20 protein-coding genes and 1 pseudogene are annotated in these 20219 nt (G+C 72.3%); 13 read left to right on the plus strand and 8 right to left on the minus strand.

Annotated elements, in window-relative coordinates; translation table 11 throughout:
• Window positions 1–532: 532 nt before the first annotated feature.
• Window positions 533–1225: a PhzF family phenazine biosynthesis protein gene (locus ACFXBC_RS31685; RefSeq protein WP_385032334.1), complete on the minus strand. Its 693-nt coding sequence runs from the start codon at window positions 1223–1225 to the stop codon at window positions 533–535.
• Window positions 1226–1363: 138 nt separating this feature from the next.
• On the opposite strand from ACFXBC_RS31685, the gene ACFXBC_RS31690 reads away from it, so the two are divergent.
• Window positions 1364–1849: a nuclear transport factor 2 family protein gene (locus tag ACFXBC_RS31690; RefSeq protein ID WP_385032337.1), complete on the plus strand. Its 486-nt coding sequence runs from the start codon at window positions 1364–1366 to the stop codon at window positions 1847–1849.
• Window positions 1850–1884: 35 nt separating this feature from the next.
• On the opposite strand, the gene ACFXBC_RS31695 is transcribed toward ACFXBC_RS31690, so the two are convergent.
• The 3 genes from ACFXBC_RS31695 to ACFXBC_RS31705 all read right to left on the minus strand — a co-directional run bounded on the left by ACFXBC_RS31695 (window position 1885) and on the right by ACFXBC_RS31705 (window position 3844).
• Window positions 1885–2232 carry a peptidoglycan-binding protein gene (locus ACFXBC_RS31695; protein WP_385032339.1) on the minus strand — a complete coding sequence of 116 codons (348 nt, stop codon included), beginning with the start codon at window positions 2230–2232 and terminating at the stop codon, window positions 1885–1887.
• A 72-nt stretch (window positions 2233–2304) separates the two neighbouring features.
• The gene (locus ACFXBC_RS31700) at window positions 2305–2670 is read right to left on the minus strand and encodes a peptidase M23 (RefSeq protein WP_385032342.1); all 366 of its coding nucleotides are present in this window, start codon (window positions 2668–2670) and stop codon (window positions 2305–2307) included.
• A gap of 277 nt (window positions 2671–2947) precedes the next feature.
• Window positions 2948–3844 carry a helix-turn-helix domain-containing protein gene (locus ACFXBC_RS31705; RefSeq protein WP_385032345.1) on the minus strand — a complete coding sequence of 299 codons (897 nt, stop codon included), beginning with the start codon at window positions 3842–3844 and terminating at the stop codon, window positions 2948–2950.
• 168 nt (window positions 3845–4012) lie between these two features.
• On the opposite strand from ACFXBC_RS31705, the gene ACFXBC_RS31710 reads away from it, so the two are divergent.
• Together ACFXBC_RS31710 and ACFXBC_RS31715 are read left to right on the plus strand one after the other, a co-directional pair.
• Window positions 4013–4261: a ribbon-helix-helix protein, CopG family gene (locus ACFXBC_RS31710; protein WP_385032348.1), complete on the plus strand. Its 249-nt coding sequence runs from the start codon at window positions 4013–4015 to the stop codon at window positions 4259–4261.
• Between the two features lies 1 nt (window position 4262).
• On the plus strand, window positions 4263–4634 hold the full coding sequence (locus ACFXBC_RS31715) for a toxin Doc (protein WP_164263198.1): 372 nt from the start codon (window positions 4263–4265) through the stop codon (window positions 4632–4634).
• A gap of 64 nt (window positions 4635–4698) precedes the next feature.
• Here the strand turns inward: ACFXBC_RS31715 and ACFXBC_RS31720 are convergent, their stop codons facing one another.
• A complete protein-coding gene (locus ACFXBC_RS31720; protein WP_385032351.1) occupies window positions 4699–4953 on the minus strand; it encodes a hypothetical protein in 255 nt (84 codons plus the stop codon).
• A 243-nt stretch (window positions 4954–5196) separates the two neighbouring features.
• On the opposite strand from ACFXBC_RS31720, the gene ACFXBC_RS31725 reads away from it, so the two are divergent.
• The 3 genes from ACFXBC_RS31725 (at window position 5197) to ACFXBC_RS31735 (ending at window position 10781) form a co-directional block, all read left to right on the plus strand.
• Entirely contained in the window at window positions 5197–7263 is a 2067-nt protein-coding gene (locus ACFXBC_RS31725) for a helix-turn-helix domain-containing protein (protein ID WP_385032354.1), read from the plus strand.
• A gap of 474 nt (window positions 7264–7737) precedes the next feature.
• Window positions 7738–9831 carry an aconitate hydratase gene (locus ACFXBC_RS31730; protein WP_385032357.1) on the plus strand — a complete coding sequence of 698 codons (2094 nt, stop codon included), beginning with the start codon at window positions 7738–7740 and terminating at the stop codon, window positions 9829–9831.
• A gap of 95 nt (window positions 9832–9926) precedes the next feature.
• Window positions 9927–10781 (plus strand): trypsin-like serine peptidase, encoded by an 855-nt coding sequence (locus ACFXBC_RS31735; RefSeq protein ID WP_385032360.1) that lies wholly within the window; start codon window positions 9927–9929, stop codon window positions 10779–10781.
• An 87-nt stretch (window positions 10782–10868) separates the two neighbouring features.
• Here the strand turns inward: ACFXBC_RS31735 and ACFXBC_RS31740 are convergent, their stop codons facing one another.
• Window positions 10869–12554, minus strand: coding sequence for an IclR family transcriptional regulator C-terminal domain-containing protein (locus ACFXBC_RS31740; RefSeq protein ID WP_385032363.1), 1686 nt, complete (start codon window positions 12552–12554; stop codon window positions 10869–10871).
• Between the two features lie 141 nt (window positions 12555–12695).
• On the opposite strand from ACFXBC_RS31740, the gene ACFXBC_RS31745 reads away from it, so the two are divergent.
• The 7 genes and pseudogenes from ACFXBC_RS31745 to ACFXBC_RS31775 all read left to right on the plus strand — a co-directional run.
• The gene (locus tag ACFXBC_RS31745) at window positions 12696–13481 is read left to right on the plus strand and encodes a CoA transferase subunit A (RefSeq protein WP_385032366.1); all 786 of its coding nucleotides are present in this window, start codon (window positions 12696–12698) and stop codon (window positions 13479–13481) included.
• The gene (locus ACFXBC_RS31750) at window positions 13481–14167 is read left to right on the plus strand and encodes a CoA transferase subunit B (RefSeq protein ID WP_385032370.1); all 687 of its coding nucleotides are present in this window, start codon (window positions 13481–13483) and stop codon (window positions 14165–14167) included. Before ACFXBC_RS31745 ends, ACFXBC_RS31750 begins: the two co-directional genes overlap by 1 nt.
• A gap of 82 nt (window positions 14168–14249) precedes the next feature.
• On the plus strand, window positions 14250–15002 hold the full coding sequence (gene pcaH / locus ACFXBC_RS31755) for a protocatechuate 3,4-dioxygenase subunit beta (protein WP_385032373.1): 753 nt from the start codon (window positions 14250–14252) through the stop codon (window positions 15000–15002).
• Window positions 14999–15571 carry a protocatechuate 3,4-dioxygenase subunit alpha gene (gene pcaG, locus ACFXBC_RS31760; protein WP_385032376.1) on the plus strand — a complete coding sequence of 191 codons (573 nt, stop codon included), beginning with the start codon at window positions 14999–15001 and terminating at the stop codon, window positions 15569–15571. Before pcaH ends, pcaG begins: the two co-directional genes overlap by 4 nt.
• 92 nt (window positions 15572–15663) lie before the next feature.
• Window positions 15664–16824, plus strand: a complete 1161-nt coding sequence (pcaC, locus tag ACFXBC_RS31765; RefSeq protein WP_385032379.1) for a 4-carboxymuconolactone decarboxylase — start codon at window positions 15664–15666, stop codon at window positions 16822–16824.
• Window positions 16825–16871: 47 nt separating this feature from the next.
• Complete coding sequence (locus tag ACFXBC_RS31770) at window positions 16872–18047, plus strand: 4-hydroxybenzoate 3-monooxygenase (protein WP_385032381.1); 1176 nt, start codon at window positions 16872–16874, stop codon at window positions 18045–18047.
• Window positions 18048–18149: 102 nt separating this feature from the next.
• A pseudogene (locus tag ACFXBC_RS31775) lies at window positions 18150–18506 on the plus strand (helix-turn-helix domain-containing protein); the annotation flags it as partial.
• 277 nt (window positions 18507–18783) lie between these two features.
• Here the strand turns inward: ACFXBC_RS31775 and ACFXBC_RS31780 are convergent.
• Together ACFXBC_RS31780 and ACFXBC_RS31785 are read right to left on the minus strand one after the other, a co-directional pair.
• Window positions 18784–19386 carry a ClpP family protease gene (locus ACFXBC_RS31780; RefSeq protein ID WP_385032387.1) on the minus strand — a complete coding sequence of 201 codons (603 nt, stop codon included), beginning with the start codon at window positions 19384–19386 and terminating at the stop codon, window positions 18784–18786.
• A gap of 22 nt (window positions 19387–19408) precedes the next feature.
• Window positions 19409–20065 carry a ClpP family protease gene (locus ACFXBC_RS31785; RefSeq protein WP_385032384.1) on the minus strand — a complete coding sequence of 219 codons (657 nt, stop codon included), beginning with the start codon at window positions 20063–20065 and terminating at the stop codon, window positions 19409–19411.
• Window positions 20066–20219 lie beyond the last annotated feature (154 nt).

The following is a 20219-nucleotide window of genomic DNA, read 5'->3' on the forward strand; positions in this document are numbered from 1 at the left end:
GCATGGTGCTCGGCACGATCTCGCTGTAGACCCGCGCCTCGCGGACGCGACGGGCGATGTGCTGGGCGTACTGCGCGCCGAAGTCGACGACCCGTCCTGAGACGGGCCGGGGCCCCCGCCGTTCCCCGGCATCACGGCCTGAGAACTGGCCTGGAACTGGCCTAGGACTGCGGTCGCTTGCCGTGGTTGGCCGCGTGCTTACGGCGTGCCTTCTTCTTGCGGCGTCGTTTCGATGACATGGCTACCTCCCGCGTCTGAGAGCTTTCACGGGACACTCCGGTCAAGGACCGCCCCGAGTTCTGGACGTCCCACGTTTCCACATGGGCCGGGGCGACGCGATTCGACGCGCTGTCGCGCATGTACGGCGGAGTGACAACCCGGGATTCCTGGTGGCCACTTCACCGATCCTCCGTGGTGCGGAGGTTGTGGAATCGGAAGGTGCACCTGGGTCCGTCCCAGGCGGTCTTCGAGCATCGCCCGCCCGGCGGGAGAACACCCTTCCTGCGAACCGCTCCGGCACTCGCTGCGTGCCTCAGTCCCCGGACGGCTGGGACAGCGGGCGGACCTCGGTCGCCGTGACACGTCCGCCGATCTCGACCCAGCCCGCACCGGAGACCCGTACGACGAGGTCGGACCCCTGCCCCTGGCTGATCCGCAGATCACGCCCCAACTCCTCCGCGAGCAGCATCGCCGCGGCGCCGGTCGCCTCGTCCTCGTCGATGGCGTCGCCCCGCCGGGGAAAACCGCGCGCCCGGATCGTGCCCGCGGCCTCGTCCGCCCAAGCCCACGCATACAGCCAGCCATCGCCGGGCGGCGGCGCCGGCAGGGCGTCGACCACCTCGACGGACGGGAATCTCTGGGTGCGCTTGCCCGACACCCACTCCGCCCGGCCACGGATCCAGGTGAACTCCCCCTCGGTCCAGGTGGCCACGTCCCCGGCCACCGTCCGCAGGACGTCGGCCGGTGTGCCGCGGTCCCGCAGCAGCCACGCCGTGCCGATCAGCGGGTAGCCCGCGAAAGGCAGCCGCACGCTGGGTGTGTAGATGTCCACCTCGCCCCGCGCTGCGTCCTCCACGAACACGGTCTCCGAGAAGCCCAGTTGCCGGGCGACCCGCAGCCGCTCGGCCGTACCCGGCACGGCCGCCCCCTCACATACCACCCCCAGCGGGCTCCCCCCGGTCCCGTCCGGGCGTACGAACACGTGCACCACCGCGACGTCAGTCATACGGGAACTCAAACATGTGGCTGCCGTGGCTCCCGCGGCGTCCAGCACTCCCCGGAGTCCCTGAACTCCCGGAATGACCGGAACTCCCCCAGCGAAAACAGGTCGTGACGCCCGCGGGCGCGCTGATAGGACAGGCATATGGATGCCGATGCTGAATCGCTTGACCCACTGGACCATCTGATCGCCGAGCGCGCCTGCGAACGGCTGATCATCGAGTTCGTCCGCCGGCTCGACCTGGGAGACCCGGGCGAGGTGGCCGAACTCTTCACCACCGACGGGGTCTGGGAGTGGGCCGAGGGCGACCGCAGGATCCAGGGGCGTGAAGCACTCCGCGCCTACTTCGGTTCCCGGCCCGCCGACAGGCTCTCGCGCCGTGTCTGTACGAATATCCTGGTGACCGTCACATCCGGGACGACCGCGACGGCGACCCACTACTTCACGACGTACCGCGTCGACGGCCACACCCACGGCATGGAGCCCCCGCGGCTCCCGGCGCAGGTGGGCCATTACGAGGACACGTTCCGCAAGGCCGGAGGCCGGTGGCTCCTCGATACCCGTGCGACGTTTCTGGCTTTCGCCGGGCCGACCGCGCGTGTTCCGGGCGAGCCGGTTCACACGGCGTGAGGCGCCACCGCCCCCATCTGGAGCGGTCCAGTGCGTTACGCGTAGAGCTTCGCCCAGGTGTGGGCGCCCACCTCTCCGTCGACCGTGAGGCCGTGCACCTTCTGGAACTTCTTGACCGCGGCGAGGGTCTTCGCCCCGAAGTCGCCGTCCACACCGCTCCACGGCAGATCGTGCCAGTTGGCGAGCAGGCACTGGGCCTGGGAGACATGCGATCCGTGGTCGCCGTAGACGGTCAGTGCCCTGCCGCTGTAGTAGGCACACGCCGCCTGCGGTGACATCCCGTCCGATGACGCGGCTGCCGCGCTGTGCGCGGTGGCCGCGCCGGTGAGTGCGAGCAGCGCCGCGGCACCGGCTGCCAGCGCCGTACGCCTGATTCGAGCCATGGTCCGTACTCCTCTCTGCGGGCCGGGGGCGCCCCTGTTTCCGCGGTCGGGGCGCCTCCGGTGCTCGGACTGTCAGCAGTCGGGAACGCCTGCGATCTTGCGTCCGCCCTGCAGGAAGACGTTGCTGACCCAGGCGTCGTCACTGCCTGTCGTCAGCGTGACCTTGCTCCACCAGGGGTTGGTTCCGCCGCTGGGGTCGGCCACGGGTGTCGTGTTCTTGTTGGTCTGGCACCAGTCGGTGAGGTGGATGTGCGAGACGGTCGCCAGCACGGTTGCGCTGGTACGCGGTGCCTCGCGCAGGTGGACGCTGGTGGCGTAGACGTAGACCGTCTTCGACGCCGGCTGTGCGTCGGCCGCCTGTGCGGTGGGCGCGACGAGCAGCGCCCCCGCCGTGAGTGTGACGGCTCCCGCCGCTATCAGTGCACGTCGGTACAGCATGGTGTGAACCCCCGTAGAACTGAGTGAAAGTGAATCGGATTCGGAACCCGGGCCGGGCTCGGCCCGGCCGGACCAGAGGATCGAGCCGGATCGGCCGGTGGGACGGTCAGGTCGCGGCCCCGTACCCTTTTACGTTGCTGCCGCCACCGCCCCCACGTATTGGAGAAAATCGCGCCCCTCTCCACAACGGCGAAAACCCGACGGTCCGCCGCCGCAACGCCCTTGACCGTCCGGTCTCATCCAGTCGCATCCGATCTCATCCGGTTCCGTTCGGGCCTTATCCGGCCAGGACGAGGCTGGTGGTCTCCCCCGGCAGCCGGTCCACCGGCGGCCCGCCGCGCCGGGCCGGGAGCCGGCCGCCGAGGAACGCCGTCGCGGTCAGCCCGGTCATGGCTTTGAACTCCCGGCACAGGTGGGCCTGGTCGTAGAAGCCGCAGGCGGCCGCGACCTCCCCGGCCGGCCGGCCGCGGACGAGCTGACGACGGGCGCGCTGCATGCGCAGTACCCGCGCCGCCGCCTTGGGGCGCTGGCCGATCTGCTGCTGGAAGCGGTGCTCCAACTGCCGTACACCCCAGCCCACATCGTCCGCGAGCCGGGGAATCGGCAGCGTCCCTCCCGACCGTCCGAGCAGGGTCCAGGCCCGTACGATCTGCGGGGCGGGGCGCGGTCCGGTGGCGGCCCAGGCCGCCAGTGCCGTGTCGAGGAGCCGGAACCGCCCCTGCCAGCTGGGGACTTCGGCCAGTGCGTCGGTGAGCGCCGCGATCCGGCCACCCGGCAGCTGGAGCGGATCCACGGATTCGGCGGCCAGGTCGTGCTGGTCCGCGTCGAAGAGGGCGAAGGCCATCCAGGGGGCCAGGCTCACCTCCATCCCGTAGAGCCGTCCGCCGTGCTCGGCCAGGGTGGCGCAGGTCCGCAGCCCCGAGAGGACGGACATCCGGCGGAGCGGGCGTTCCGGACAGTCGGAGCGCGTGAGTGTGATCGGGTGTTCTTCGAACGCGAGCAGCAGGGTCGCCGCGCTGATCGGCGCTTCCAGACGCAGGCGCGGGTGGTCGAGCGCCAGCCGGAAACCCCGGTAGGCGAGCACCCCGGGCCGTAATCGGGGATGCGGAAGCGCATCGGCTGCCTCCCAGGTGCCCATCGGACAGGCCCGGAGGTCCATGTCTCTGGTTGTCATGTCGAAGGCGACGCGAGGCCCCACGGAGCGGTTCCCTCCGATTCCCGCCCGGAACGGGACCGTACGGGAGAATCGCCCGCCCCCGCAGCGACCCGGCGTCCGAGCGTCGTGGGCCGGGCCTGACGCGGCCCCGTACCGCTGCTTTACGCCTTGCTGTACGGTCGGGACATGTCGAAGCCAGTGACGATCCGGGTCGATGACGAATTGCACGCGTTGCTCAAGGAACGGGCCGAGGCCGAGGGAACCACGGTGACCGCGCTCATCACCCGTGCCGCACACGACGCCGTCCGCGACCCCCGTCTCGAAGGCGCCGCCGAGGTGTTCCGCTCGTTCGTCAGCGACAACGCGGACGCGTTCGACAGCGCCTTCCCGGAGGACGCGCCGTCCTTGCTGGACGCACCGGGGCGGGCCGCCTGAGGTGGAGCTCCATGTCGACATCCGCTGGCTTCTGGAGCGCCAGGCGGAGGCGCTGCCCAAGCATCCGCACATCCACGACTTTTCCAGCCTGGTGGCCGCCGTCGGCCGGCATCGCGTCAACACCCCCAGGGTCGGCGCCACGGTCGACAACTCCTGGCGCGCCGCCGCGCTGATGCACGCGGTCATCCGGTTACGTCCACTGCCCGCCCGCAACGCGCTGTTCGGCGTGGGTCTGGTCGTCGCGTACATGGACGCCGCAGGCGAGGGCATCGACGCACCCTACGGGGCGCTGATCGACCTGGCCCGCGACATCGACACCGGGCGCTGCGACGCGTACGACGCGGCCGACCGCATCCGGTCCTGGCGGATCTGACCGGCCGGCGGAGCCATCACGGGTGCGGTGCGCCGCCCGGCAACTGCCAGGCGTGGACCGGGTGTCAGGCGGGGGCGCCCTGCCCGCGGCCTCCGGCCACATAGGACGTCAAGTCGCTGCCCAGCAGCTCGGAGACGAGCCGGTGACCTGCCTCGCCCGCCGACGCGGACGGCTTGTGTTCCCCGGCCGCGTGGCCCGACGCGGCGCCATGGCCCGAGGCGGCAGCATCGCCCGATGCGGCGGCCGCGGCGGCGGCGCTTCCCAGAACGGCCTGAGCGACCAGGGCACTTGCGGCCAGGAGCTTGGGGAACGTTCGCATACGAGGCGCCTTTCTCGGCAGAAGTCCGGGTGGCGGAACACGGTCCGTGGCCCCCCGCTGTCCCTCCCAGTGTGTGCGTGTATTTCGCTGCGGCCGCTCGCCGGGATTGCTCTCGGCACTGCGTTCACCCGAACGGGGCGGCGCACCCGGCACGGGAGGGGCGTACGCCCGGCGACGTACGCGCGCCGGGCACGCGAGAATGGCGGGTGCGGGGAACGAAGTCCGACGAGCATGGTGATGGCTGTGGACAGAGCAGGCGGCAGGGGCGCCCTGCCTACGCTGGATGCGTTTCTGCGGTGCCTCGGACCGCAGCCGACCGCCGGCCGGAGCCCGGCAGACCCGGCAGTCCGCACCACGCCCGCAGACCTCACCGACCCGGCGCGGCTGACGGACCACGGCGGCCGGGCGGTGGCCGGAGCGGTGCCCGCGAGTGTGCCGTACACCGGCGATGACATCCGGGACCTGCTGGTGGTCGCGGAGCCGGACGAACCATGGCTGCTGGACCGGGATGCCACCGGGCTCCGGCTGAGCGCGCTCGCCGGAGCGGGCGCCACCGGGCTCCTGGTGAACGGTCCCCTCCCGGCCTCCGCGCACCAGGCGTTGGTCTCGGCCGCCCGGCGGTACGACGTCCCGGCGATCCTCGTCCCCGGTCTGCCCTGGCTCCGCGCCGCCCGCATCATCAGCGACCTGCGCAACGCAGCGGCCGAAGAGCGTGCGGCATCGCTCAGCGGCCTGCTGGAGGCCGCCCGCCCGGACAGGGACGGCGGTGCCGTGCCGCTGCTGGAGTGGCTGTCCGCCGCCGTGGAGGGCACCGCCGGGATCCTCGCGCCCCACGAGGACGCTTCCCGGGGGCCGGCGCCCGACGCGGTCGAGGCCCTCCGTGCGGGGCGGACCACCGCTTCCGGGACGCGGAGCGGTTCCACGCAGCTCCGGATGTACGCGATCGGAACGTCGGAGCCGCATCCGGTGCTCGTCGTGACCCGCCCCGGCGCCTTCCCGCCCGGGGCCGCGGAGTCGGTGCGCCGGGTGCTCCCCTTTCTTGAGGAAGCCGTACGCCATCCGCTCACCGGGCCCGAAGGTCTGGAGAGCGCCCAAGTCGCGGTGCTCCAGCTCCTGATGGGCGGGCTGGTCACCTGGGCCAGGAGAACGGCTCACGCGCTGCGGCTGAGCCGGACGGCCATGGCGGCGCCCGCTGTCCGCGTCCATATCCTCCAGTGCCCGCCGGGGCTGCGCGACACCGCCGCCGGCCAGTGCAGGCAGCAACTGCGGGAGACGGGTCTTGTGGTGCGGTGTCCGGTCGACGACGGTCAGGTGATCATCATCACCGCGGCGCCCGATGGCCACGGGGCCGACGACCCGGCCCGCGACGCCCTGGCATCCCTCGTGGCCGTAACCCCCGCGTACCGCCTGGGGACCAGCCGCCAGGCTCCGCTGGCGGCGACCGCGGGGGCGTACGAAGAGGCGACCCAGGCGCTCGCCGTGGCACGGAACCGGGCGGGACGGGTCGCCGCGTACGAGGAGGAGGCCGATCTGCCCCGGCTGCTCCCGCCGGCCGCGGACTCCTGGTCCGGTCGTTTCCTCCAGCCGCTCGACCGGCTCCCGGCCGGGAGAAGGCCGGAGATCGCACACTCCGTACGTCTGGGGCTGGCTTTCGGCATCAGTGGCGCGGCGACGCTGAGCGGACAGCACCGCAATACGGTGCGGGCCCATCTCGCACGCACCGCGCAGCTGCTCGGCCTCGATCTCCGGCGCCTGGGCGACCGCGCCGTACTGAGTCTGGCGCTGCGGATCGAGGACCTGGCGGCGGACGGCGCGTCCGGGACGGCGGCGGACGCGGAAGATCCGGACGCGCCCGCGGCCCCGGGCCTCCACCCGTCCACGGCCCCGGACCTCCACCCGTCCGCGGCCCCGGCCCTGTCCCCGTCGTCCCCGGCCTCAGCCCCGTCCCGGGACGCCGGTCTGCGCGAGCTGCTTCGGCATCCGCTCTGCCAGGAGTGGGCCGCCCGTTTCCTGGCCCCGCTCGACACCGTCCGGCGCCAGGATGTCCGGCGCACCGTCACGACCTGGGTCCTCCGCGGCGCCCGGACGGAGGAGACCGCGAACCGGCTCCGGCTGCACTCCAAGACCGTGCTGGCCCATCTGGCCACGGCGGAGCGGGTTCTGCAGCGCCCGCTCATCGAAACCCACCGGCGGATCACCGAGGGCGACGACAGCGCGAACGGATTCAACGGACCGCACGATGTCGTACTCGCACTGCATGTCGCCTCCCCCGAGCTGGGCATCCTCGACAGCCGGCTGCTCGACGGCTGAGAGCCCGGATGCGCGGTGGCTGGGGGGGGCGGATGCGCAGGGGCTGGGAGGGACCGGATGCGCAGTGGCCGGGGGTCCGGTCCCTCCCTCACCGCCGGTCCGGCTCGGCGCATTCGGGCTTGTGCAGCGATGAGGGGTGACGGGGAAAACTTGTGCACCGGCGCCGTTCCGCGTGCCCGGAGCGGCGGCTAGCGTCCCTGGGGAGATCGCTTCGCGTCCGCGGTTGCGACGTCACCGTCGCCCCGGGCGGACCAGCGCATCGCACTCGGGTCACCGGCCCGGCTCTGACCGGTACAGGGGTTCGGTCAGGGCCTGCCGGCGGGCCGCGCCGCATCGGCCGGGCGCCTCGCCGCCCGTCCTCCCTCTCCCGCTTCGGACAGCGCCGAGGGGCAGGGACGGCCATGTCCACCGACAATGGGGTACTCGGGCCCGGAGAAGGCAGCCGGGCGCCCGGCAGACTGTCGGAGGTACGGCATGACAGCGAGCGGACAGCCGGAGCGGCCCACTGGCGACCCGGCGCGCACGGAGCAGACGGCGAGGACGGCTCCGGCGGAGCAGACGGCGCGGACACCGCGGGCCGGCCGGCCCGCCGGGCCCGCGCACGGCACGGTGACCCATCAGCTGATCGCAGACCACCTGGTCGAAGGGCGGATGGACCCCGGGACCGAGATCGGGCTGCGCGTGGACCAGACACTCACCCAGGACGCCACCGGCACGCTGGTCATGCAGGAACTGGAGGCGCTCGGCCTCGACCGGGTACGCACCGAGGCGAGCGTGCAGTACGTGGACCACAACATCATCCAGACCGACGAGCGGAACGCCGAGGACCACGCGTTCCTCCGCTCGGCCGCCCGCCGCCTCGGCGTCTGGTACTCGAAGCCCGGCAACGGTGTGTCGCACCCCGTCCATATGCAGCACTTCGGTGTCCCGGGCCGGACACTCGCCGGTTCCGACTCCCACACCTGCGCCGCCGGGTCCCTCGGTATGTTCGCCGTCGGCACCGGGGGGCTGGAGGTCGCACTGGCCATGGCGGGCCGTCCGCTGCGCATCACCATGCCGCACATCTGGGGCATCCGGCTGACCGGGTCCCTCCCCGAGTGGGTCAGCGCCAAGGACGTCGTCCTGGAGATGCTGCGCCGGCACGGTGTGAAGGGCGCGGTGAACCGGGTCCTGGAGTACCACGGTCCCGGGCTGGCCTCGCTGTCGGCGATGGACCGGCATGTGATCGCCAATATGGGGGCCGAACTCGGCGCCACCACCACGGTGTTCCCCTCCGACGACGCCGTACGGGTCTTTCTGCGCAGCGAGGGGCGTGAAGAGGTCTGGACGCCCCTGCGGGCGGCGGACGACGCGGTCTACGACCTGGACGAGGAGATCGACCTCTCCACGCTGGAACCGCTCATCGCCCGGCCCACCTCGCCGGGCAACGTGATGCCGGTGCGCGAGGTCGCGGGTGAGCCGGTGGGCCAGGCGGTGATCGGTTCCTCCGCCAATCCCGGTCTGCGTGACTTCGCCATGGCCGCGGAGATGGTCCGCGGCCGGCAGACCCCGCCCGGGGTGAGTTTCGACGTCAATCCGACGTCCCGGGAGATCCTCCAGGACCTCAGCCGTTCCGGTGCGGTCTTCGATCTGATCGCGGCCGGGGCCCGGATCCACCAGGCCGGCTGTCTGGGCTGTATCGGCATGGGCCAGGCCCCGGCGGTCGGCCGCAACTCACTGCGTACGTTCCCGCGCAACTTCCCCGGCCGGTCCGGCACTCAGGACGACGCGGTGTGGCTCTGCTCTCCGGAGACGGCGACCGCGTCGGCGCTGAACGGAGTCATCACCGATCCGCGCGACTGGGCCGCGGAGACCGGTCTCGCGTACCCGGTGGTCGGGGCGCTGCGCTCGGAGCCGGTCAACACCGCGATGCTCGAACCCCCGCTGCCGCCCGAAGAGGCGTCCCGGGTGGAGCTGGAGCGCGGCCCCGGGGTCTCCGCGCTGCCCGACCTCGATCCGCTTCCGGACAGTGTGACCCTGCCGGTGCTGCTGAAGACCGGCGACAACGTGTCGACCGACGAGATCTCGCCGGCCGGCGCCAAGGCGCTGCCGTACCGCTCCAACATCCCGCGCCTCGCCGAGTTCACCTTCACCCGCATCGACCCCGACTATCCGTCCCGCGCGGCCGGTTGCCGGGACACCGGCGGGCACCTGGTCGTCGGCGGGGACAACTACGGGCAGGGTTCCTCGCGTGAGCACGCGGCGCTCACACCCCGGTATCTGGGGCTGCGGGTGGTGATCGCCAAGTCGTACGCGCGGATCCACTGGCAGAACCTGGCCAACTTCGGGGTTCTGGCGCTCGAATTCGACGACCCCGCCGACTACGACCGTGTCGGGCAGGGCGACGAGATCCGGCTCGACGGTCTGCACGCGGCTCTCGCACCGGACGCCGAGCCGTCCCTGGTCGCCGTCAACACCACCCGGGACGAGAGCTATCGGGTTCACCACCATCTGCCCGCCCACCGCCGCCGTACCGTCCTGCTCGGCGGCATCATCCCGGCGGTCGCCGCCGAGGAGGCGGGGCGCTGAAGCGAGTGCGGCGGGGCGGTGAAGGGCGCGCGCACCGTGCCCGACGCGTTCGGCCGAATGCACGCATGAGGGCCCTGAGCTGTTGATAATGACGTGTGGCGCAGAAGGACAGGAAACTCCGCGCGTCCCTGACGCTCGTCGTCGTCGGGGCGCTCGCGCTGCTGGGTTACGCCTCACAGGCCGAGACCAGCAGCGCGCAACGGCATGCAGACACCGGTACCGGGATGCCGGGGGCCGAGGCCCGGGACCAGGACCAGCCGCGCGCGGCGCTGGTGGCCGACGGCACGGCGTACACCCCCCTCAGAACGCAGCAGAACGCCCGGGTGGGCGTGCTGTTCGAGAAGGACGACACCGGTGACCACTTCTGCACCGCGAGCGTCGTCGCGAGTCCGGGCCGGAACATGCTGATCACCGCCGCCCACTGTGCCTTCGACGGCGGCGGCTCGCCCAAGGGTGACCTCGTCTTCGCGCCCGCCTACCGGGAGGGCGAGAAACCGGCCGGGCTGTGGCACGTCAGAAAGGTCGTCGCGGACGACCGCTGGGCCAAGAACGGGAACCCGGACGTCGACGTCGCCTTCCTGCTCCTCGACAGCAACGACGGCAAGCGGATCCAGGACGTCCTCGGCGCCAACACACTCGGCATCGGCCGGGGCTTCCACAACAAGGTCAAGGTGACCGGCTACCCCAACGCCAAGGACACACCGATCTCCTGCCGTAACCGCACCACCCGGTTCAGCGCCACCCAAATGCGTATCCACTGCACGAATTTCGCCGGCGGTACGAGTGGCAGCCCCTGGGTCACGTCCGGCTCCCCGAACGCGCCGACCGGCACGGTGATCGGTGTCCTGGGCGGCTACCAGCGCGGCGGTGACGATGACGACGTGTCGTACGCGTCCTACTTCAACAGCGGGATCGCCACGCTCTACCAGCAGGCCAAGGCCGCTGACTGAGACAGCCGGGACCGGCAGGCGGCCGGGCCCGGCGTTCAGGCCGGGGCGGTTGTGCGGATCGGCGCGGTGTTCAGGTCGGCGCGGTGTTCAGGCCGGGCCGATGTACTGCCGCTCGGACGCGACGGCCAGATCCGCCTCCATCCGTGCGACGGCCGCCTTCAGAGCAGGCAGGACGGTGTCGAGGAACTGCTGTCTCGTGGCGCGGCCCGCGTGCTGTGAGACGTTGACGGCGGCGACCGTTACCCCCCGGCGGTCCTGCAGCGGTACCGCGACGGAGCGCAGACCCTCCTCCAACTCCTCGTCGACCAGGGCATGGCCGTCGTGGCTGACGGAACCAAGGATGTCCGCAAGGGCGCCCGCCGATCTCACGGTGTGCCGGGTGAGCGGTTCGAAGCCGGTACGGGCCAGCCGGGCGGCCTGTTCCGGTGCGGGCAGGCCCGCGAGGAGGACCCGGCCCATCGAGGTCGCATAGGCGGCGAACCGGGTGCCGACGGTGATGTCCACGCTCATGATCCGGGTGGTGGGCACCCGCTCCACGTACCGGATCTCGTCACCGTCGAGGACCGCGACGGACGCCGACTCGCGTACCAGGCCGACCAGTTCGGCGAGGTGGGGCCGGACGATCTCACCGAAGGACAGCCTGGAGAGGCGGGCGTAGCCCAGTTCGAGTACGCGCGGGAGCAGGGTGAAGACACCCCCGTCGGCGCGCACATGGCCGAGGTACTCCAGGGTGATGAGGGCGCGGCGGGCGCTGGCGCGCGGGAGGGCTGCGGCCTCGGCCACGGCGGTCAGGCCCAGTCCGCCGGGGGCCGTGCCGAGCGCCCGCAGGACGGTGAGCCCCCTGGCGAGCGACTGGAGGAACTCGGGGCCCAGTTCCGCCTTGAGTCCGCTGTCCGCCACACCGGGCACGGCCGCGGGGGGCGGTGGCGCGGGGCGGTGCGGCGCGCGCAGCGCCTCCTCCATCGCCGCCGCGGACCGCCGCAGACGGGGCAGCGCGTGCTCGCGGAGCGTCCGTGCGCTGTGGCGGCTGGTGTGGCTGACGACGCTCAGCGCGCAGAGCGGTCTCCCGGCCGGATCGCGGACGGCGTGGGCGACGGCGACGAGACCGGGTTCGATGAACTGGTCGTCCAGCGACCAGCCCCGGCCGGCCGCCTCATCGGTGCGGGCGTCGAAGGCCGCCTCGACCAGGTCGGTGCGGGTGGTGTCGGCGCGGGGTGGCACCGCGGGGAATCCGGTGTCGAGGGGGTCCGCTCGGCGGCGGGCCAGCCACCGCTCGCGGTCGGCCCCGTCCCAGCCGGCGGCGAAGATCGCCCCGGGTGCGCAGCGCTCGGCGGGCAGCAGATCGCCGATCCGGAAGGCGAGCGACATGGCGCGTCTGCGGGTGGCCTGGGTGATGAATCGGACACCGTCGCCGTCGGGTACGGCGATCGACACGGACTCGTCCAGTTCGTCGGCGAGGGCCACCGCGTGCGGTTCCAGCGCGTCGGGCAGGCCGCAGGAGGCCAGATAGGCGTTGCCGAGCTCCATCAGCCGGGGGGCGAGCAGCAGATCGCGGCCCTCGCAGCGGAGGTAGCCGAGGCGGGCGAGGGTGATCGCGATCCGGTCGACGGTGGAGCGCGCCAGGCCGGTCGTGCGGGCCAGGTCGCTGGCGCGCTGGCGTGGCTGCGGGTCTTTGGCCATCGTGCGCAGCACGGTCAGGCCACGCTCCAGCGGTCCGACCGTTTCCCCGGGCGCGGCGGGCGCCGCCGCGGACTCCCGCATGGCCTGCGGCATGGGCCTACCTCCTCGGAGCGGCCACCGGGCCGGTGGCGCTGGGAAAACCGTACCCGGAGGCGTTGACAGGTCCGAAAGCTCGGCGGACACTCAAGCGCAGCGATTATGAACGATAGTTCATTGGGCGAACAGGGGCTGTGCATGGACAAGTTGACGGCAACCGCCGGCGAGGCGGTGTCGGACATCCCGGACGGCGCGTCCCTGGCCGTCGGCGGATTCGGGCTGAGCGGCGTTCCCGAGGTGCTGATCCAGGCCCTGTACGCCAGGGGCTCGACCGGGCTCAGCGTCGTCTCCAACAACTGCGGGGTGGCGGACGGAGGGCTCGGCACCTTGCTCGCGGCCGGGCGGATCGCCCGGGTGACCGGCAGCTACGTCGGCGGGAACGAGGAGTTCGCCCGCCGCTATCTCGGCGGTGAGCTGGAGCTCGAACTCACCCCTCAGGGGAGCCTGGCCGAGCGGCTGCGGGCCGGCGGCTGCGGCATCCCGGCCTTCTTCACCCCGGCCGGTGTCGGCACCCAGGTCGCCGAGGGCGGACTGCCCTGGCGTTACGCCCCGGACGGCAGCGTCGAGGTCTCCTCACCGCCCAAGGAGGTGCGGACGTACGACGGCCGCGACTACGTACTGGAACGTGCCATCACCACCGACTTCGCCCTGGTGCGCGCCGCCAGGGGCGACCGGCACGGCAACCTCGTCTTCAGCAAGGCGGCCCGAAACTTCAATCCGCTCGCCGCGATGGCCGGACGGATCACCGTCGCCGAGGTCGAGCAGCTGGCCGAGCCGGGTGAGATCGGCCCCGACGATGTCCATGTCCCGGGAGTCTTCGTGCAGCGCGTCGTGGCACTGACCCCGGCGCAGGCAGCCGCCAAGGGCATCGAACGGCGGACCGTCTCAGCGGCCCCGGCGGCGCACGGGACGGTGCTCGGCTGATGGCCTGGACACGGAACGGGATGGCGGCGCGCGCCGCGCGTGAGCTGCCTGACGGCTGCTACGCCAATCTCGGCATCGGCCTTCCGACCCTGGTGGCCAACTTCCTCCCCGCCGGGGCCGATGTGGTGCTCCAGTCCGAGAACGGGCTGCTGGGCGTCGGCCCGTACCCCGGCGACGACGAGGTCGATCCCGACCTCATCAACGCGGGCAAGGAGACCGTCACCGTGCTGCCTGGGGCGAGCTTCTTCGACTCCGCGCTCTCCTTCGGCATGATCCGCGGCGGCCATGTCGACGCCGCGGTCCTCGGCGCCATGCAGGTGTCCGCCACGGGCGACCTCGCCAACTGGGCCGTTCCCGGCAAGATGATCAAGGGAATGGGCGGTGCGATGGACCTCGTCCACGGCGCCCGCAGGGTCATCGTCCTGATGGAACACCTGGCCAGGGACGGCTCACCCAAGATCCTCCCGGAGTGCACACTGCCGCTGACCGGGCGACGCTGCGTCGACCGGATCATCACCGACCTCGCCGTCATCGACGTGACCGGAGGCGGGCTCGCGCTGGCCGAGACGGCTCCCGGGGTGAGCCCGGACGAGGTCCTGGCCCGCACGGCCGCACCCGTACGCCTGCCGTCCGGCCGCGAGTCCGCACCCGTACGCCTCCCGCACCACCCCACGGCCCCCCGCTGACAGCTGCCCCGGGACTCCGCCGCGCGGCGGGGCCCGAAGGCTGTACCCGCACCCCCTGGTACCGGAAAGGCAACCGTCCACCATGGCGCTCACCCAGCCCGACATCTCCCGTGAGATCACCCAGGAGTACGAGACCTATGTCAAGGCCGGCACGGTCCGGCACCACCCGTCCCGCGGCTACCCGCCCTACCGGAGCACGGCGCTGCGCCACCCGCGACAGCCGCTGGCCGTCGTGCGGGACCCGGAGGCGGTGGAACTGTCGGGTCCGGCCTTCGGTGTCACCGATGTCACGATGCTGGACGCCGATCTGACGCGGCAGCACCCGGGCGAGCCGCTGGGTGAGCGCATCACCGTCACCGGCCGTGTCCTCGACCGCGCGGGCCGCCCGGTGTGCGGTCAGCTGGTGGAGATATGGCAGGCCAACGCATCCGGGCGCTATGCGCACCAGGGCGACCAGCACCCGGCGCCGCTCGACCCCCACTTCACCGGCGTCGGCCGCTGTCTGACGAGCGACCGGGGCTGGTACTCCTTCACCACCGTCAGGCCCGGCGCCTACCCATGGCGGAACCACGCCAACGCCTGGCGCCCCGCGCACATCCACTTCTCGCTCTTCGGGCGGGCCTTCACTCAACGCCTGGTCACCCAGATGTACTTCCCCGGCGACCCGCTCTTCGCCTACGACCCCATCCTGCAGTCCGTCACCGACGACGACGCCAGGGACCGCCTGGTCGCCCGGTACGACCATGAACTGTCCTGCCCCGAGGAGTCGTTGGGCTACCGCTGGGACATCGTCCTCGACGGCCCCACCGCCACCTGGACGGAGGAGGGACGATGACCGTGCTCCCCACTCCGTCCCAGACCGTGGGCCCCTTCTACGGTTACGCGCTGCCGTTCCCCTGCGGCCCCGAGATGGCCCCGGCCGGGCACCCGGACACCCTCACGGTGCACGGCCAGGTCCTCGACGGCGGCGGCGAGCCGGTACCCGACGCGCTGCTGGAGTTCTGGCAGCCCGCACCCGGCGGTTCCCGGACGGGGGCGCCCGGCTCGATGCGCCGCGACCCGGTCACCGGCGGCCATCTCGGCCGCGACGGCCTCACCTTCACCGGCTTCGGCCGGGTCGCCACCGATGCCGAAGGACGGTGGGTGGTACGCACCCTGCCGCCCGGCGGTGTGCCGTACCTGTCCGTCTGTGTCTTCGCCCGCGGACTGCTGCACCACCTCTACACCCGGGTCTACCTCCCCGACGGCCCGGACGGGACCAGCCCGCCGGCCGACCCGCTGCTCGACTCTCTCGCCCCGGACCGCCGGAAGACCCTGATCGCCACCGGAACGGCGCCGCGCACCTACCGTTTCGACATCCGTCTGCAGGGCGCCGGGGAGACGGTATTCCTTGAATTCCGCTGACCGTCCAACGGCTTCGGCCGTCGCCCTGGCCGGCCACGCCCCACAGCGCCTGCCTGCCTGCCTGCCTGCCTGCCTGCCGTAAGGAAACAGCCGTGAACCGTCTCCCGCACCATCTGCTGGACGGCCCACCCGGCGGCCCGCCCCTGGTCCTCGGACCGTCCCTCGGCACATCGGTGTCCGTCTGGGCGGCTCAGGCCGCCGCCCTGTCCCGTACCCACCGTGTGCTCCGCTTCGACCTGCCCGGCCACGGCGGCTCGCCCGCCGGGCTGCTCCCGCAGGACGGCTCCGCCACCGTCGCCGGACTCGCCGGACTCGTCCTGCGGCTGGCCGACGCCCAGGGCTGGGACCGCTTCGGGTACGCGGGGATCTCGCTGGGGGGAGCCATCGGCGCCCACCTCGCGGTGCACCACCCGGAGCGGATCGGAACGCTCGCGCTGGTCTGTTCATCGGCCCGCTTCGGCGCCCCGGCGGGCTGGCGTGAGCGCGCCGCGCTGGTCCGGGCCGACGGCACCGCTTCCCTCGCACCGGGCGCGGCGGACCGCTGGTTCACCCCCGCCTTCGCCGGGTCGACCGCCGCCGCCGGTCCGGTCGGGGACCTGCTCGCCACCGACCCGGCCGGGTATGCGGCCTGCTGCGACGCGCTGGCCGCCTTCGACCTGCGGGGCGAGCTCCACCGCATCCGGGCACCCGCTCTGGTGATCGCCGGGCGCGAGGACCGGGCGACTCCCCCGGCGCACGCCCGGGAACTCGCCGACGGCATCCCGGGCTCCGCCCTGGTCGAACTGCCCGGTGCCTCCCATCTCGCTCCGGTCGAGCAGCCACGGCCCGTACTCACCGCGCTCCGGGCGCACTTCGCCGTCCCGGCCTCCGACGACGCCTCGCGCCGCACCGCCGGGTCGGCTGTACGCCGTGCCGTACTGGGGGATGCCCATGTGGACCGGGCCGCCGAACGCCGTACACCGTTCACCGCCGCCTTCCAGGACCTCATCACCCGCTACGCCTGGGGCGAGATCTGGACCCGTCCCGGTCTTGACCGCCGTACGCGCAGCTGCGTCACCCTCACGGCGCTGGTCGCCCAGGGCCACCTCGACGAGCTGGCCCTGCACATCGGCGCCGCGGTCCGCAACGGGCTCACCCGTGACGAGATCGAGGAGGTGCTGCTCCAGAGCGCCGTCTACTGCGGTGTCCCGGCGGCCAACGCGGCCTTCGCCACCGCCCAGCGGGTGCTGGCCGGACTCGACGGGTCCGGCTGACCCCGCCGCCCCGCCCTCCCCTCGCACCCCTCCGTCCCAGGAGCACCATGCGCACATGCGTCGGCATCATCGGCGCGGGCCCGGCCGGCCTGCTGCTGTCCCATCTGCTCCACCGCCAGGGCATCGCCAGTGTCGTCCTGGAACTCCGCACGCGTGAGCACGTCGAACACCGTCAGCGCGCCGGCATTCTCGAACACGGCACCGTCGAGGTCCTGCGAGCCTCCGGGGCCGGGGAGCGGATGGACCGGGAGGGCATCCCGCACCGGGGCGTCGAGCTGAGATTCGACCGCCGCCCGCACCGCATCGACCTCGGCGCGGGCACCGGTGGGCGGTCGGTGATGGTGTACGCGCAGACCGAGATGGTGAAGGACCTCATCGCACTGCGCGAACGGGACGGCGGCGCCGTGCTCTTCGGGGCCGAGGCGGTCTCCGTCGAGGGAACCGGCACCGGGGCTCCGGCGGTCCGCTACCGCCACCAGGGGGCCGAAGAGACTCTGGACTGTGATGTCGTCGTCGCCTGCGACGGCTTTCACGGCGTCGGGCGCCGCTCGGTGCCCGAGGGTCTGCTCACGGTATCGGAGCGCACCTATCCCTTCGCCTGGTTGGGCATCCTGGCCGATGTGCCGCCCTCCTGCGACGAGGTGGTCTACGCCCACCACGAGCGCGGCTTCGCGCTGCACAGCATGCGCTCCCCGCAGGTCAGCCGCCTCTATCTGCAGGTCGATCCCTCGGACAGCACCGAGAGCTGGCCGGACGAGCGGATCTGGAGCGAACTCGACGCCCGCTTCGAGACCGAAGGCGACTGGCAGCTCCGGCGCGGCCCGATCACCGAGAAGACCATCACCCCGATGCGCAGCTTCGTGGCGGAACCCATGCGCCACGGCCGCCTCTTCCTGGCCGGTGACGCGGCCCATATCGTTCCGCCCACCGGGGCCAAGGGTCTCAACCTCGCCGTCGCCGACGTCACCCTGCTGGCGCGGGCCCTCACGCACTGGCACAGCCACCAGGACGAGTCGCTGCTCGACGCGTACTCCGACACCGCGCTGCGCCGCGTCTGGCGGGCCGAGCACTTCTCGTACACGATGACCACCCTGCTGCACACCGACCCCGCGGCCACCGGCTTCGAGCGCCGTCTCCAGCTCTCCCATCTGCGGTACCTCGTCTCGTCGGAAGCGGCGTCGGCCTCGCTGGCCGAGAACTACACCGGGCTGCCCCTGGTCTGAGCGGTACGCCACCGGGCACACGCGCCGCCGGGCACAGGGGAATTCGCCGAGGGCAGAACGCCACCGGCAGCCTGCCGGGCGCGGGGCTTCTAGGGTGAAGGAGTGAGCAGCCACCCGCCGAACCAAGCCCGCGCCCTTCCCCTGCGCCCGGTCGCAGCCGCTGCTGCGCCGGTCCCGCAGGCCGAGACGAAAGAGCCCCTGTGGCGGGACGTCGTGGGTGATGTCCTGCGCCGTGAACGCCTCGCGCAGGAGCGCACCCTGAAGGATGTGGCCGACACGGCCAGAATCTCGATGCCCTACCTCTCCGAGCTGGAGCGGGGCCGCAAGGAAGCCTCGTCCGAGGTCCTCGCGGCTGCCGCCCGTGCGCTCGGTCTCGGCCTCGGGGATCTGCTCGCTCTGGGCCAGCGCGAAGTCGCCCGTCTCACCCGTACGGGCCCCGCCGGGTCCCGTACCGCTCCCGCGCCCACGGCGCACGCTCTGGGCTCCGGGCGGCCGCACGCCCGCGCCGACGACGGCACCGCGATGACCGTCGTGACGGAGCTGAGTTCCCGCCGTGCGGTGGCCGACCCGGTCGTGCCGCCGGTCGCTCCGCCGGTCTCGCGCCAGGGTGAAGTGCGCCTGGCGGCCTGAGCGTCGGGCCTGCGGGAGGGCAGGGCGGGTGCGCCCGTCCTGCCCTCCGCCCCCTCGGTTCCGTGCCGGGGGCCGGTCTCGTTCCCGGCTCTCCCGCGCGAATGCGTTACACGGGTACGTTCCGGCGGCTGAGCACCTGGTCGGCGAGTCCGTACGCGACCGCCTCCCGCGCGGTGAAGACCTTGTCGCGGTCCATGTCGGCGCGGAGTTCGGAGATCTCGTGGTGCGTGTGCCGGGAGAGCACCTCTTCGACCTCCGAGCGGAACCGGAGCATCTCCTTGGCCTGCAGGCTGAGATCGGAGACCGTGCCCTGCCGGCCACCGGTCGCGGGCTGGCCGAGCAGGACCCGTGCGTGGTCCAGTACGAACCTTCGGCCCGGGTCTCCGCCCGCGAGCAGCACCGCGGCGGTCGAGGCCGCCTGGCCGACACAGAAGGTCGAAACGGGTGAGCTGACGAAGGTCATCGTGTCGTAGATGGCCATCAGCGAAGTGACCGATCCGCCGGGCGAGTTGAGATAGACGGAGATCTCGGTCTGCTGGCTCGCCGACTCCAGGTGCAGCAGCTGCGCGATGACGACGTTGGCCACGCCGTCGTCGATCTCCGTACCGATGAAGATGATGCGCTCGGAGAGCAGCCGGCTGAAGACGTCGTAGGAACGCTCCCCGTGCGGGGTGCGCTCGACGACGTTCGGGATCGTGTACTGGCCCATGTTCACCGGGTAGTGGTCCATCTCAGAGCCCCGTCCGTCGCCGCGGGCCGGCCGGGCGGACGTCGTCCAGCGACTCCACGACCCGGTCGACCATGCCGTACTCCTTGGCCTGCGCCGCGGTGAACCAGCGGTCGCGGTCGCCGTCCCGGGAGATCGTCTCCTCGCTCTGGCCGGTGTGGTCCGCGGTGATCCGCTCGATGGCCTTCTTGGTGAATTCGAGGTTCTCCGCCTGGATCGCGATGTCGGCCGCGGTCCCGCCGATACCGGCCGACGGCTGGTGCATCATGATCCGCGCGTTCGGCAGCGCGAAGCGCTTGCCGCGCTCTCCGACCGTCAGCAGGAACTGGCCCATGCTGGCGGCGAACCCCATCGCGAGGGTGGCGACGTCGTTCGGGATGAGCTGCATGGTGTCGTAGATCGCGAGCCCGGCCGTCACCGAGCCGCCGGGGCTGTTGATGTACAGACTGATGTCGGTCTTCGGGTCCTCGGCCGACAGCAGGAGCAGCTGGGCACAGACCCGGTTGGCAGAGACGTCGTCCACCTGGGTGCCGAGCAGGACGATGCGCTGCATCAGGAGCTGGGCGGCCAGATGGTCGTCGAAGGGGGTGGCGGGGGTGCTGTCGTCGTCGGACGCCCGGGGGGCGAGGGCGGTGCCCCAGCCGCTGGGGGGAGTTGGCATCGGTCCTCCTTGTCGGGGCGCGGACGCGGGATCCGCGCTCTTCCCCCACTGTCGGCCCGGCCGGGTGCCCTGCCGGGCTTTCTCGGCCCGCAGCAGATTCGCCGACGGCAGAGCCGGGCCGACCGGCAGGACCAGCCTGCCCGCGGGGCCCGCC

Origin of the sequence: Streptomyces sp. NPDC059398, assembly GCF_042751845.1 — a bacterium.
In the GTDB taxonomy this organism is placed as follows: domain Bacteria; phylum Actinomycetota; class Actinomycetes; order Streptomycetales; family Streptomycetaceae; genus Streptomyces.